The organism is Flavobacterium terrigena (genome assembly GCF_900108955.1).
Taxonomy (GTDB): domain Bacteria; phylum Bacteroidota; class Bacteroidia; order Flavobacteriales; family Flavobacteriaceae; genus Flavobacterium; species Flavobacterium terrigena.
This window is the reverse complement of the sequence record NZ_FNYA01000004.1, coordinates 1-14,655: the sequence shown is the minus strand read 5'-3', so window position 1 is coordinate 14,655 and position 14,655 is coordinate 1. Positions and strand designations below refer to the sequence as shown.

Below are 14,655 nucleotides of genomic sequence, written 5' to 3'. Positions count from 1 at the left end.
GTGACAAAGCTATCGAAAAACAACCAAAAACAGAATTAATAATAAGATAATAACATTTCAAAATGGGAATAGAAATTATTGCAGGACTAATAGCTACTTTACTAGGTGGAATTCTACCAATTTTAAGAACAATTGCAAAAGAATTTCTTGAAAGTTCAATTAAAAAAGGACAAATTGGTAAAACACAAGAATTTATTGCGAAATTATTTGACATAGAAATTAATGAACAGAAATCTTATAAGCAAAGGCTTGAAGATACTTTATCTGTTTTAAAAAATGCCTTTGTAGAAGTTGATAAGGCAACTGTAGAATTTTCTGAATTAATGAAAGAAAAAGAAAAAAATATTGATGCAATAGAAAAAAGACTTGCTGAACTTTCTAACGAAGAAATAAATCTCAAAACCAAAGTTGAAACATTGCAAAAAGTTCCATTAGAAGCTTTAACACATTTTGAAGCAATTCTAAACAAAGGAGACAAAAGAAGCGCATTGAGGGATTACCTACTTTTTATTTCAGGAATTATTGCATCAGTAATTGTAACATTAATTTTAAAGTATTACTTTCATATTTAAAAAGACAAATGCTCTTGATAGCTCGGATTTGCACACGAACTAACTCGCTGCGCAAAGTCTCCCGACTTTGAGCCTCAAAAAAAGCAAATAAAATAAGTTCAAAGTCAGGAAACTTTGCACAGCACCAAGAAATATAAAACCAACATTTTTAATATGAATAATAGCAACAGACTATTAGAATTAGAAAACCAACTTAAATCCAAAAAAGAAGAGTTATTTAAAATGAAAAATTCAAAATTAAAGTTATTTTTATTTTTGGTTGTTTTCACATTTATACTACCATTTATCCCATTAAAAAAGGGTACTCTTATTGAACAATATGGATATTGGGGAGGTGTTTTATTTGCATGTGTAATTACTTTTGGTATTGTTCCTGTAGTTTGTTTTGGTGTTATTGAAAGCTCCCAACAAAAAATAAATGAACTAGAGAGAAAAATTGAACAAGAAAAGCTTGTTCAAGAACTTTTTAAAGATAAAAAAGATTAAATAAATAAAAAACCTGCTGCGCAAAGTCTCCCGACTTTGAGCCAGCTACGCAAAGTCTCCCGACTTTGAGCCATTAAAAAAAGCAAATAAAATAAGTTCAAAGTCAGGAGACTTTGCACAGCAAAAAAACAAACAATATAAATCAAAAACCAAAAACAAAAACATGGGAATATTTTCATCATTACTAGGTAACGCAGGAGCCGTTAGCCAAGAAGATTTAGTAAAAAAATACGGTCAATTATTAACCGATTCAGAAGAAATAGAATTAGGTTTCAAGTTAATTCGTGATACGTTTATTTTTACCAACAAACGTCTAATTTTAGTCGATGTGCAAGGTCTTACTGGAAGTAAAACGGAATATAAATCGATAAGCTATAAAAGCATCTCACGTTTCAGCATAGAAACCGCTGGAACATTTGACTTAGAAGCCGAATTGAAAATTTGGGTTTCTAGTGAAACGCAACCAAGCATTAAAAAACAATTTAACAAATCGGTAAATGTGTAGTTTTGGCGCATCACGTTTTGAAATAGGACAAGCTGAACAAAGTCTCTACAGACCTGACAGGTTTCAAAAACCTGTCAGGTCTAATCACAAAAAAACTCCCAATGTAAATTGGGAGTTTTTTTATTTACAAAGAAATACTTTCAACTTTGTTTGTGCTTTTCACATATTACTTTAGACTTTTGACAACTTTGTTTGGACTTTTTACAACTTTGTATGTAGTTTTAGCATATTACTATGGACTTTTAGCAACTTCATTTGCAGTTTTAGCAACATTGTTTCTAGTTTTAGCAGTTTCATTTCCAGTTTTAGCAGTTTCATTTCCGAAACTAACAACCGTATTTCCAGTTTGAACAACTTCATTTCCAGTTTGAACAACTTTGTTTCCAGTTTTAACTACTTTGTTTCCAGTTTTAGCAACTTTGTTTCCAGTTTTAGCAGTTTCATTTCCAGTTTTAGCAACTTTGTTTCTAGTTTTAGCAGTTTCATTTCCGAAATTAGCAACTTCATTTCCGCAATTAACAAACGTATTTCCAGAATTAACAACTTTATTTCCTATATTAGCATCACATTAAAGTTATACTTGCTACTATAAGAAGCAAAAAAAAACTCCCAATTCACATTGGGAGTTTCTGTTTTTATAAAGTACTTATAAAGGAATATTACCGTGTTTTCTTGGCGGTGATAAAACCTGTTTGTTTTCTAACATGCTGTACGCTTTTATTAATTTCTTACGAGTGTCTTTTGGTAAAATCACCTCATCAATAAAACCACGTTGCGCTGCCGTGTATGGGTTCGCGAATAAATCCGCATATTCTTGTTCTTTTTCTAATAATTTAGCTGCAGGGTCAGCGGCTTCACTAATTTCTTTCTTAAAGATAATTTCCGAAGCACCTTTTGCTCCCATTACAGCAATTTCTGCACTTGGCCAAGCAAAATTCATATCCGCACCAATGTGTTTCGAGTTCATTACATCATAAGCACCACCATAAGCTTTACGAGTAATCACCGTAATTCTTGGAACTGTCGCTTCACTAAAGGCATATAATAATTTCGCACCGTGAGTAATAATCCCGTTCCACTCTTGGTCAGTTCCTGGTAAAAATCCTGGAACGTCTTCTAACACCAATAAAGGAATATTGAAACAATCGCAAAAACGTACAAATCTTGCCGCTTTTATCGAACTGTTTACATCTAAACAACCTGCTAAAAACATCGGTTGATTGGCCACAATACCAATACTTCTTCCACCCAAACGTGCAAAACCAACAATAATATTCTCAGCAAAGTTTTTATGAATTTCAAAGAAAGAATCTTCATCAATAATTCCTTTAATAACTTCGTGCATATCGTACGGCTTATTCGCAGAATCTGGTACGATATTACTCAATTGTTCTCTAATTTCGTCTTTCAATTCAAAAGGAATCGCAGGTGCTGTTTCTCTATTATTCTGAGGAACATAACTCAACAAACGTTTGATATCTTCCAAACATTCAATTCCATTTTCAGACGTAATATGCGCTACTCCAGATTTCGTTGAATGCGTACTCGCACCACCTAATTCTTCTGAAGTCACTTCTTCATTCGTAACTGTTTTTACTACGTTCGGACCAGTTACAAACATATAACTGTTGTTTTCCACCATCATAGTAAAGTCGGTCATTGCTGGAGAATAAACCGCTCCACCAGCACATGGTCCCATAATCGCAGAAATTTGCGGAATCACTCCAGATGCCTGAACGTTTCTGTAGAAAATATCAGCATAACCACCTAATGAACGCACACCTTCTTGAATACGAGCACCACCAGAATCGTTTAAACCAATCATTGGAACACCATTTTTCAAAGCCATATCCATCACTTTACAGATTTTCTCTGCATGAGTTTCAGATAATGAACCACCAAAAACAGTGAAATCTTGTGCGAAAATATAAATCGCTCTTCCGTTGATTGTTCCGTAACCAGTTACTACTCCATCTCCGTAATATTGCTCTTTCTCCATCCCGAAATCTGTCGTACGATGTGTAACCAACATACCAATTTCTTCAAAAGAACCTTCGTCTAATAAGTATTCCACTCTTTCTCTTGCCGTTAATTTCTTTTTAGCATGATGCGAAGCGATACGTTTTTCACCACCGCCTAATTTGGCTAAGGCAATTTTATCTTCTAATATTTTTATTTTGTCTTGCATATATTTTTTAGCTTTTAGCGTTCAGCAATTACTTTTGCCTTTTGCCTTTTTACTTGACTCTTTTCCCTTATCCCTTTTGCCTTTTCCCTAATTCGGGATTCTTACAATCTCTTTATCCTCTAAATATCTTTTCAAAGCTACTAAAGCCGCAACTTCTGCTTCTTTATCGAACTTGGCTTTTAGTTTGTTACTGTCGTAATATTTCTTCACGAAATTCGTATCGAAATCTCCTGAACGGAACGCTTCATGCTCCATTACAAATGTTCCGAATGGTAACGTTGTACTAATTCCTTCAATATGATAATTAGCAATCGCTTTAATCATCAATTCGATAGATTCTTCACGTGTTTTACCGTACGTAATTAACTTCGCTAACATCGGATCGTAATAAATTGGCACATCCATTCCTTGTTCGAAACCATTATCAACACGGATGCCCTCACCTACCGGGATTTGGTACACATCTAAATGCCCAACACTTGGTAAGAAATCGTTTAACGTATCTTCAGCGTACACACGTAATTCCATCGCGTGCCCTTTAATTTGTAAATCGTCTTGAGTAATCGTTAATTTTTCACCACGAGCGACACGAATTTGCATTTCTACTAAGTCTAAACCTGTAATCATTTCCGTTACCGGATGTTCTACTTGTAAACGCGTATTCATTTCTAAAAAGTAGAAATTCTTGTTTTCGTCTAATAAAAACTCAACTGTTCCAGCTCCTAAATAATCACAAGATTGCGCCACTTTTACAGCAGCTTCACCCATTGCTTTTCTAATTTCTGGAGTTAAAACAGAAGAAGGTGCTTCTTCCACTACTTTTTGATGACGACGTTGAATACTACATTCTCTTTCGAATAAATACAAGATATTTCCATGACTATCCGCCATAATTTGTATTTCGATATGACGAGGAGAACCCACATATTTTTCAATAAAAACAGAACCATCTCCAAAAGCATTTGTTGCTTCAGAAATTGCTCTGTCCATTTGTGATTCAAATTCTGCTTCGTTTTCTACGATACGCATTCCTTTTCCACCACCACCAGCAGATGCTTTAATTAAGATAGGAAATCCGATTTCTGACGCTACTTTTTTCGCTAAAGCGATATCTGTAATTGCTTCATCTAAACCAGGAACCATAGGGATATTGAAAGCTTTCACTGCTTCTTTCGCAGCTAATTTACTTCCCATTACTTTCATCGCCTTAGATTTCGGTCCGATGAACGTAATGTTATTTTTTTCGGCTAGTTCTGCGAAATCTGAATTTTCACTCAAAAATCCATAACCCGGATGGATTCCATCCACGCCTAGTTGTTTACAAACTTCTATAATTTTATCACCTAATAAATACGATTGATTCGATGGCGCTTCACCAATACAAACGGCTTCATCGGCAAATTTTACGTGTGGCGAATTTCTATCTACTGTAGAATATACAGCAACCGTTTTAATTCCCATTTTTTTGGCGGTTTGCATTACTCGAATAGCAATCTCACCTCTATTTGCAACTAATATTTTTTTCATCTTATTCAAACTCGATTAACAATTGTCCTTTTTCTACGGCGTTGCTTTTTTCAACGGCAATAGACTTAATTTTTCCACTACGAGGCGACACTAACGTGTTTTCCATTTTCATAGCTTCCAAAATTAATAAAGGTTCATTTTCGGTAACTTCTTGTCCAACTGCAACGCAAACTTCAAGGATTAATCCTGGCATTGGCGCTTTAATTTCGTTGACTACTTTGTTCGCACCCACAGAAATTCCCATAGATTCAATTAATAAATCTAATTCGTTGGCAATACTCACATCGTAAGTATTTCCATTAACTTTTACGCTATACTTTCTTGAATTGAAATCGGCAGTGACAACTTCTGCCTGAAAAGGTGTGTTTTCGTTTAGAATATGAAAATGATTTTCTTCTACACTTACAGCATCTAAAGCAGTTACGCTATTTTCAGTAAAGTTAAAAACTTGATTTTCGTTTACTGAAATTTTATAAGGTTTACTCATAATTACATAAAATTTGAGCGTAAAAATAAGCAAAAGAAAACGTTTAAGTAAATTTTATTTACAAGAAATTGCAAAAATGATATAGTTTAAATATTACTTATTAAAGTATTTTTTAACCAATTCGTACAATTTCTCTTTTTCTAAAGGTTTAGAAATAAAATCGTTGAATCCGAGTTCTTTAATTTTATCCACTTCTTCAGGAAATGAATAAGAAGTTTGAGCAATTATTGGGATTTCTTTATTGAATTCTCTAATTTTTTGAAAAGCGCCATAACCATCTAAATTCGGCATTTTAATATCCATAAAAACCAAATCAATTTCGTTATGGGTTCTACAAATTTCAACCGCTTCTAATCCGTCTACTGCTCTAATCACTTTAAAATTAAAGATCTTCAATAGTTTTTCGATAAGTTTAAAATTAATATTATCGTCTTCTGCTACTAAAACAACTTCTTCGTTTCCTAAAGTGTAATTCTCAATTGAGTTTACTTTTTTCACCTCAGCATTATCATTTGTAGCATATTGCAAAGGTATGGTAAACCTAAATGTAGAACCCAAACCTTCTTTTGTTTCTACAGAAATGGTTCCGCCAAGCATTTCCACATATGATTTAGAAATGGCCAATCCTAAACCTAAACCTTCATTTGCAGAAATCTTTTTCGCATTGATTTTATTGAAACGTTTAAAAATTTTCTCTTTAAATTCTTCAGGCATTCCAATTCCAGAATCTTTCACTTCAAAAATAATTAGATTTTTTACAGGATCAATTTCGTAATCTAAAATCACAAAACCTTCATCTGTGAATTTTAAGGCATTATTCAATAAGTTAACTAAAATTTGATTCAGTTTTACAGCATCGGTAACAATATTTCTCTTAGGTTTTTCGCTTGGTTCTTGTAATTTAACAACAACATTACTGTTTTTATTAGAGAAACTTGCCGATTCATAAGCAGCTTTTAATAGTTTTTCCAGACTTACATTACTGTAATTTGGTTTAATTAAATCGGAATCAATTTTCGACATTTCAATTAAATCATCTACAATACTTAGCAAACTTCTGCTATTATATTGTATAATTCTAACGTATTCGTGTTTTTCAAACTCTGTTGTTTTCTCATCTAATAGCAAATCAGAAAAACCAACAATGGCATTCATTGGCGTTCTAATTTCGTGAGACAAATTCATCAAAAACGCCGATTTTAGTTTATCGCTTTCTTCTGCTTTTATTTTAGATGCAATCAGTTCCGTTTTTTGGTTTAAATTTTCTTCAAAGAGTTTACCCATATGACGGAATTCACCTTTAATCTTTTTTAATTTTTCGATGGCTACCGTATCTCCTTTTAAAATTCTTTTAATTAATTCCAAAGGCACTTGCGCCCATTTATTTGCATAAAAAAAGAAAATTCCCCACGATAAAATTATGGCCATTGCCATAATACATAAAATACTTTTCGTAATATAAAAATCGATATCGTAAGATCTTTTGAAATACAATTTGGCCACTTCCCTCTTATTGATATCAAGTAATGGAATGGTTGTAAAAACAGTTTTTAAAGCTCGTTCCTTACCCGTATAAAACTTTATTTTAGAACTGCAGATTTCTTCAATATTTGCGAAATAATCTCTATCTAAAAGTCGCGCCATGAAAAAATATCCAGACGGTTTTGTTTTATTTTTGAATGGATCGTTTGATGGATGAATAGATGCTCCGTAAATTTCTACAATTCCTTCTGGAATTCTTATATAAAATTTCTCGAATTTTTTCTCTTTGATAAGACTAAAAACTTCCTTTGGGATAAAGTCTTTCGTTTTAATTTTTAAAGTGGAGACTTTGGTAATAAATTCTCCATCTGCAGAATAAGCGGATAAATGTTCTACATCATACGTATCAATTAATATCGCAATTGATGTATTAAACCATTTTAAATCTTTTGTTTGAGTAAATTTTACAAATTCATCCCAATAAGTGGCATCATTTACAACAGCTGAATAAGATTCTGAATTTAATTTTAGAAGAGAATTGATTTCATTTTGATATAATTCTTTGCTGTTCTTAAAAATTTCTTTTTCTTGAACTCGCATATAGAAATAAAGGAAAACTACAATTAGTAATAATCCAAAAGAAACTACAGATAACAGAGTTACCACCTTTAAATAAGTTGAATTTCTGAGGTTGCGTACTATTATATTCATAGATGAATTTCTCTATATTTCTTTAAATATATAAAAAAATCAACAAAAAACATAATTTAATGTAAAAATAACAACAAAATAACGATAAAACAACACAATAAAACGCTATTACGCAAAAATGTTACAGAATTAACAATCCTGTATCGCGCAAAGTTTTTATAGGTTTACTAAACCAAAACAATTCAAAATCTTCAAAATGCGTTTCAAAATCTTGTTTTATGTTTTTTAATGCCTCACTTTTATTAGAAACAGATTGAAGTACTGAAATTAACCATTCTGCTTTGTCTCTTTCTAAGGTTATTTCTACAGAATCCGATTTCATATGAAACATAAGTTTAGACATTTCCCAGCTATTTCCTTTTTTAGATTTAGTAAAATGTTCTACAATCGGTTGGTTTCCAATCCAAATAATTTTCGCAGTTGGTTTTAGTGAAAAATTATCTGAATCTAGAATAGCGTTTTCAATAAAATTATGCTGAATCTTCGTTTTTGGAATCTTAAATTCGAACCAATCTTGTAAATCGTAATCGAAACAAATACCGTGCATATAATTGAACAACGATTTTTTTAATCCGAAGCTAAACTTATCGTGATTGATTCCGGTTTTGTCTGTAAATTGAATATCGTTATTGGCAAATGTAATGTCGTTTTGTTGTGGAATTACTCCAAATTCTTCTGGATTTAAGCCTACAGGAGAATGTGCTGTCATAGCAAATTGATGCCAAAATCCGGATTGAATCACACCTAATTCGAATAATTGTCGAACCATCTCTAAACTATCAATCGTTTCCTGAATTGTTTGAGTTGGATAACCGTACATCAAATATGCGTGAACCATAATTCCAGATTCCGTAAAATGATGTGTGACTTTCGCCACTTGTTCTACCGTTACGCCTTTATCTATTAATTTCAATAATCTATCTGAAGCAACTTCTAACCCACCAGAAACGGCTATACAACCAGAAGCTTTTAGTAATAAACACAAATCTTGTGTAAAGCTTTTTTCAAAACGAATGTTTGTCCACCAAGTAACAACCAACTTACGATTTAAGATTTCTAAAGCCACTTCACGCATTAAAGCTGGTGGCGCGGCTTCATCTACAAAATGAAATCCGGTTTCACCAGTTTGAGCAATCATTTCTTCCATTCTGTCGACTAAAGTCTTAGCTGCAATGGGTTCGTAAATTTTAATATAATCTAACGAGATATCGCAAAACGTACATTTTCCCCAATAGCAACCGTGCGCCATGGTTAGTTTATTCCAACGTCCATCGCTCCACAAACTGTGCATTGGATTGGCGATTTCAATAACAGAAATATATTTATCTAAAAGTAAATCCGAATAGTCTGGTGTTCCAACTTCCGATTGCTTGTAATCGTGTTTTGTGGTGTTGTTTTTATAAACGACTTCATTGTTTTCTAGAAGAAATGTTCTTTTGAATTGGACTTCAACACGCTCAGTCTGACAAACTGCTTCAAATAATAATTCTACTGGCAATTCTCCATCGTCGAGTGTAATAAAATCTAAAAACTCAAAAACTCTGGTGTCTTTTAAGCTACGTAATTCGGTATTTGGAAAACCGCCACCCATAGAAATTTTGATTTCTGGGAAATTGGCTTTTATAAATTGAGCGGAACGAAAAGCACTATATAAATTTCCAGGAAAAGGCACAGAAATTAAAACCAGTTTCGGTTGTACTTCTTTTATTCTTTCTTCTAAAATTTTAAGCGTGATTTTATCGATATAGGTTGTTTCATTTTGTAATTCGGCATACATTTCGTCAAACGAATTCGCACTTCTACCTAATCGTTCTGCGTAGCGACTAAATCCGAAATTTTCATCGACACATTCTACAATAAAATCGGATAAATCCTCTAAATATAACGTGGCTAAATGTTTCGCTTTGTCTTGCATTCCCATGTTTCCAAAAGCCCATTCCATATCGTCTAATTGATTGAAACGAAAAGCTTCTGGCAAGAAATTTCCACTACAAATTTGTCGTGCTAACGTTGGATTATTTCCTTGTAGAAAAGCGATTACCGCATCTATTGTATTGATGTAATCAGCTCTTAAACTATAAATGCGTTGTAAGTTTTCAGTTGTAAGTTCAGATTGTTCAACGGAATCGAAAATTTGTTGTAAACCAGTTTTGGAAAATAATTCTAAAATCACTTCTATCCCCAAATCCATTTGAAAAGCAGAAATACTTTTCGTATTTAGAAACCCTTTGATATAAGCCGTTGCAGGATAAGGCGTATTCAATTGCGTAAAAGGTGGCGTGATAAGGAGCAAGTTTTTCAAAAGAAAATGTTTTGACAAAGATAAAAATTAATTATTGATAGCGAAAAATGATTATTTTTGTAGAAAGTAAATAAAAAACTATGCCAACAGATTGTATTACGTATCAAAAATCGGGTTATTTCTCTAAACTAATTGTAGATTATTTAGATGAAAAACCTGAAATACAGTCTTTATATCATCGTTTTCCAGCCTTAGAAAATTTTGCCGCTCAAATTGATGAAAAAGCAATAAACTATAGTTTAGAAAACCGACAAATTTTAGCTGAAGCCTTAAAAAATCAAAACGCAAACTTTCCCATTTCAGAATTGACTCAAGCTAATATTGAACTTCTGAAATCAGAGAAAACCTTTACTATAACTACTGGTCATCAACTGAATTTATTCACTGGTCCCGCATATTTTATTTACAAAATTGCTTCAGTAATTAATTTATGTAAGCAATTAAAAGAAAAATATTCGGAGTATAATTTCGTGCCCGTTTATTGGATGGCGACTGAAGATCACGATTTTGAAGAAATTAATCATTTCAATTTTAAAGATAAAAAAATTACTTGGAAAAAAGATAGTTTAGGACCAGTAGGCCGATTATCGACCGAAGGATTAGATAAAATTTATAAAGCTTTTTCAGATACAATTGGTGTTGGTTCAACCGCCGAATACTTGAAAGAATTATTCCAAAAATCTTATTTAGAACATTCTAATTTAGCGGATGCGACTCGTTTTTTAGCCAATGAATTGTTTTCAGAAGAAGGTTTAATTATTATTGATGGTGACGATTCGAATTTGAAAACACTTTTCACACCTTATATTAAAGACGAATTACTTCATCAGAATTCATTTGAAGAAGTTTCAAAAACCATTCAGCACTTAAAAGATTATGCTGTTCAAGTTAATCCAAGAGAAATTAATCTGTTTTATATTGAAGATCATTTACGCGAACGAATTGTTTTTGAAAACAACCTATATAAAGTCAACAACACGAAAATTGCATTTTCTGAATCAGAAATTTTAGAAGTACTTAAAAATTCGCCAGAAAAATTTAGTCCAAATGTAATTTTACGACCGTTATATCAAGAAGTAATTTTACCCAACTTGGCCTATATTGGTGGTGCTGGTGAAATTGCGTATTGGTTAGAATTGAAAAGTAATTTCAATGCACAAAAGGTTACTTTTCCAATGTTAATCGTACGAAATTCATTTGTAGTTGTCACTGAAAAACAACTAGACAAAATTGACAAACTAGAAATTACTTGGGCTGACTTGTTTTTACCTCAACAGGAATTATTCAATAAGAAAACAAAAGAATTCTCCAACTTTAAAATTGATTTTTCAGAACAGAAAGAAACGTTAAAAAAACAATTTTCCGAATTATTGAAAATTGCAGAGCAAACGGACAAATCTTTTCTAGGTGCTGTTAAAGCTCAAGAAGCAAAACAAACGAAAGGCTTAGAAAATCTGGAAAAACGCTTACTAAAAGCGGAAAAAAGAGTTCATGCCGATAAATTGGAACGAATTTTTGATATTCAAAATCAATTGTTTACAAATGGAAGTTTACAAGAACGAAAAAGCAATTTCAGTGAGTTTTATTCAAAAGAATTCATAAATAACATTATTTTATTGTCAAATCCATTAAAAACACATTTTAAAATCGTCAAAATTTAAAGTATTCGCAATTTTATCCCTCAAAAAAGCGCTTCAGTTTTCAAATAAACTGCATTTCATCGATTTTAATTAAAATTCATCTGTTTTTTGTTGTTTTATTTGTGTCTAATTCTATATTTGTACCAGAAAAATGACCCAAATTTAACATTTAACTTAAAAAACATGAAAAATATAACAATTTCATTAACTGCAATCCTACTAATTTCAATTACATTATTATCATTTACTACACTTCCTTTTTCTATGGTTAAAGTAGAAGGTGGAAACTTTTTCATGGGATCAGATGATTTAGATGGAACAGCAGAAGTTGATGAACAAAAAAAGCATGAAGTCACTTTAAACTCTTTTGAAATCAGCAAATTTGAAGTTACCGTTTGGGAATGGAAACAATTCGTAAAAGCGAAAAAGCTTAAAATGCCTAAAGCTCCAAAATGGGGTTGGAAAGATAAATTACCAATGAACAATATTACTTGGGAAGAAGCTATTTCATATTGCAACTGGTTAAGTAAAAAAGAAGGTTTAACACCTGTTTATACAATGAATGGTCCATTTTACGCTTGTAATTTTGCAGCAAATGGATACAGATTACCAACTGAAGCAGAATGGGAATATGCAGCAAAAGGTGGAAAATTAACTAAAGGATACAAATATTCTGGAAGTAATACTTTAGACGAAATTGCTTGGCACAAAGGAAATAGTAATGGTACGCCACATGTTGTTGGAAGTAAATTACAAAATGAATTAGGTTTATACGATATGACTGGAAACGTTTGGGAATGGTGTTGGGATTGGTATAACAAAGATTACTACAAAATTGAAAATGGTAAAAACCCAAAAGGACCAGAAAGTGGAGAAAAAAAATGTGTAAGAGGTGGTTCTTGGGATAGTCAGCCAAATTATGCTAGACCAGCAAACAGAATTTCTACTGCTCCAGAGAAAACACATGAATTTTATGGTTTCCGTTTAGTAAAAACAGTTGTTCAATAATTTTCAATAAACCGCTTTGCAATAAAGAATTAAATACTACCTTTGCAAAAAATTTAAGAAAAATGGCTACAAATAGAACATTTACAATGATTAAGCCTGATGGAGTTGAAAACGGACACATCGGTGGAATTTTAAACATGATTACTGAAGGTGGTTTCAGAATCGTTTCAATGAAATTAACACAATTAACTGTTGCTGACGCACAGAAATTTTATGCAGTTCACTCTGAAAGACCTTTCTTCGGTGAATTAGTAGAATTCATGACTCGTGGACCAATCGTTGCTGCTATCTTAGAAAAAGATAACGCTGTAGAAGATTTCAGAGCTTTAATTGGTGCTACAAACCCTGCAGATGCTGCTGAAGGAACTATCCGTAAAAAATATGCTACTTCTATTGGAGAAAATGCTGTTCACGGTTCAGATTCTGATGAAAATGCTGCTATTGAAGGTGCATTCCACTTTGCTGGAAGAGAGCAATTCTAATAAAAAACATTCAGTGTTCCCTATTTAGTGAGCAGTTGATATAAATATAAAAAGGCGACTTGAAATTTCAAGTCGCCTTTTTCTGTTTTATAATTCTCTAATCTTTTTACTTCTGCCTTATCCCTTTTCACTTTTGCCTTTTTCTACCTAAAAACAATCTCTTTAATCAATTCTTTTCCAAGTTCTTCATTCAGCATTTTTATAATCTTCGATTTTCCGTATTCTAATTCTTGTTTCACTACCGAAGAATTCAATTGCACATACAAAGTTTGTCTTCTCAATTCAATTTGTTCCGTGTAATTTTTAAAAGCCGGACCCATCATTTTAAACCAAGTCTCTTTTACGTTTATAATATCCAAACCAGCTTCGAGTTTATTTTTATTCATAAACTCTTTCATTACATCTCCAATAGAAAAATCATCATTAAATCTCTTCATCTTATTTTCTTTTATCGTAAGGTACGAATTTCTTAAAGTGATATACAATTTTAGCTTCGTTTTCTAAAACAAATTCTTTATCAGAAACAGAAACAATCTTTTCTTCCCATTTCGTAAATTTCGATTTTGTTTTCATATAATAGCAATCCGCACTATCCACAACTTTGATATTGTCTTGCAAAACACCTTTTATAAAACTCCCGTCTAATTGTGGTGCTACTTTTTGTCTCGTTCCTTTATTATCTTTCAACACAATGTAATCAAGAAATTCATTAACTTTATATTCTTTCTTGTCACCATCAGGAAACTCCACTTTTTCAATTTCCCAATACCCATTCAGTTTTACAATATCTTCTTTGTTAGGTTTTGAAGTACAAGAAATTAAGCTAATCGTAAGTAATACTAAGTAAAAATAGTTTTTCATTGGAAGTAATAATTTGAAATTCAAAGATACAAATCCGTTTCAAATTAAAATAAAAAAAAGAGACTCTCTTTCGAAAATCTCTTTTGTCGGGGTGGTAGGATTCGAACCTGCGGCCTTCCCGTCAAAACGGGACGCGATTACTGTTCATAAAACCCAACGGAAATTAAATATCGTTTAGCTCCGTAAGCTTTTATCTTTTTCTCTAAAATTATAGCATCACTCCTATTTGGCAAACTAAATGAAGTAATTAACTCCCAAGGAATTCCATTTTTAGTTGACAAAGAATAACCAGAATTATGACGACGCAACCTATCTTCCATATTATTTGTCTGACCAATATAATATTTTCCTTTCTATAAACTGTAGAGAATATAAACGTAAAACATAAAATTAAAGAAATAAAA

The 14,655-nt window shown here is 32.2% G+C and carries 16 protein-coding genes; 8 read left to right on the top strand and 8 right to left on the bottom strand.

The annotated features are described in order from the left end of the window. Positions 1–62: 62 nt before the first annotated feature. From BMX42_RS07805 to BMX42_RS07790, 5 genes are all read left to right on the top strand, one after another. The gene (locus BMX42_RS07805) at positions 63–572 is read left to right on the top strand and encodes a hypothetical protein (protein WP_091311829.1); all 510 of its coding nucleotides are present in this window, start codon (positions 63–65) and stop codon (positions 570–572) included. A gap of 153 nt (positions 573–725) precedes the next feature. Then, positions 726–1,058 (top strand): hypothetical protein, encoded by a 333-nt coding sequence (locus BMX42_RS07800; RefSeq protein ID WP_091311825.1) that lies wholly within the window; start codon positions 726–728, stop codon positions 1,056–1,058. 163 nt (positions 1,059–1,221) lie between these two features. Next, positions 1,222–1,563 carry a PH domain-containing protein gene (locus tag BMX42_RS07795; protein WP_177169145.1) on the top strand — a complete coding sequence of 114 codons (342 nt, stop codon included), beginning with the start codon at positions 1,222–1,224 and terminating at the stop codon, positions 1,561–1,563. A gap of 179 nt (positions 1,564–1,742) precedes the next feature. After that, positions 1,743–1,913 carry a hypothetical protein gene (locus BMX42_RS14525; protein WP_177169144.1) on the top strand — a complete coding sequence of 57 codons (171 nt, stop codon included), beginning with the start codon at positions 1,743–1,745 and terminating at the stop codon, positions 1,911–1,913. Positions 1,914–1,940: 27 nt separating this feature from the next. After that, entirely contained in the window at positions 1,941–2,135 is a 195-nt protein-coding gene (locus BMX42_RS07790; protein WP_091311822.1) for a hypothetical protein, read from the top strand. A gap of 74 nt (positions 2,136–2,209) precedes the next feature. Here the strand turns inward: BMX42_RS07790 and BMX42_RS07785 are convergent, their stop codons facing one another. The 5 genes from BMX42_RS07785 to BMX42_RS07765 all read right to left on the bottom strand — a co-directional run bounded on the left by BMX42_RS07785 (position 2,210) and on the right by BMX42_RS07765 (position 10,260). After that, complete coding sequence (locus BMX42_RS07785; RefSeq protein WP_091311819.1) at positions 2,210–3,751, bottom strand: acyl-CoA carboxylase subunit beta; 1,542 nt, start codon at positions 3,749–3,751, stop codon at positions 2,210–2,212. A gap of 87 nt (positions 3,752–3,838) precedes the next feature. Further along, positions 3,839–5,278 carry an acetyl-CoA carboxylase biotin carboxylase subunit gene (gene accC / locus BMX42_RS07780; protein ID WP_091311816.1) on the bottom strand — a complete coding sequence of 480 codons (1,440 nt, stop codon included), beginning with the start codon at positions 5,276–5,278 and terminating at the stop codon, positions 3,839–3,841. Position 5,279: 1 nt separating this feature from the next. Beyond that, complete coding sequence (locus BMX42_RS07775; protein ID WP_091311812.1) at positions 5,280–5,765, bottom strand: biotin/lipoyl-containing protein; 486 nt, start codon at positions 5,763–5,765, stop codon at positions 5,280–5,282. A 93-nt stretch (positions 5,766–5,858) separates the two neighbouring features. Then, positions 5,859–7,958, bottom strand: a complete 2,100-nt coding sequence (locus tag BMX42_RS07770; protein WP_091311808.1) for an ATP-binding protein — start codon at positions 7,956–7,958, stop codon at positions 5,859–5,861. A 121-nt stretch (positions 7,959–8,079) separates the two neighbouring features. Beyond that, entirely contained in the window at positions 8,080–10,260 is a 2,181-nt protein-coding gene (locus tag BMX42_RS07765) for a B12-binding domain-containing radical SAM protein (protein ID WP_091312641.1), read from the bottom strand. 80 nt (positions 10,261–10,340) lie between these two features. Here BMX42_RS07765 and bshC point away from each other — a divergent pair, with 80 nt between their 5' ends. The 3 genes from bshC (at position 10,341) to BMX42_RS07750 (ending at position 13,390) form a co-directional block, all read left to right on the top strand. Then, positions 10,341–11,921 carry a bacillithiol biosynthesis cysteine-adding enzyme BshC gene (gene bshC / locus BMX42_RS07760; RefSeq protein ID WP_091311805.1) on the top strand — a complete coding sequence of 527 codons (1,581 nt, stop codon included), beginning with the start codon at positions 10,341–10,343 and terminating at the stop codon, positions 11,919–11,921. 162 nt (positions 11,922–12,083) lie between these two features. Beyond that, positions 12,084–12,908, top strand: a complete 825-nt coding sequence (locus tag BMX42_RS07755) for a formylglycine-generating enzyme family protein (protein ID WP_143055617.1) — start codon at positions 12,084–12,086, stop codon at positions 12,906–12,908. Positions 12,909–12,970: 62 nt separating this feature from the next. Then, entirely contained in the window at positions 12,971–13,390 is a 420-nt protein-coding gene (locus BMX42_RS07750) for a nucleoside-diphosphate kinase (RefSeq protein WP_091311799.1), read from the top strand. Positions 13,391–13,533: 143 nt separating this feature from the next. On the opposite strand, the gene BMX42_RS07745 is transcribed toward BMX42_RS07750, so the two are convergent. From BMX42_RS07745 to BMX42_RS07735, 3 genes are all read right to left on the bottom strand, one after another. Next, the gene (locus BMX42_RS07745; protein WP_091311795.1) at positions 13,534–13,827 is read right to left on the bottom strand and encodes a DciA family protein; all 294 of its coding nucleotides are present in this window, start codon (positions 13,825–13,827) and stop codon (positions 13,534–13,536) included. A gap of 1 nt (position 13,828) precedes the next feature. Beyond that, a complete protein-coding gene (locus BMX42_RS07740; protein WP_091311792.1) occupies positions 13,829–14,251 on the bottom strand; it encodes a hypothetical protein in 423 nt (140 codons plus the stop codon). A 137-nt stretch (positions 14,252–14,388) separates the two neighbouring features. Next, positions 14,389–14,589, bottom strand: coding sequence for a GIY-YIG nuclease family protein (locus BMX42_RS07735; RefSeq protein WP_262487629.1), 201 nt, complete (start codon positions 14,587–14,589; stop codon positions 14,389–14,391). Positions 14,590–14,655: the final 66 nt, after the last annotated feature.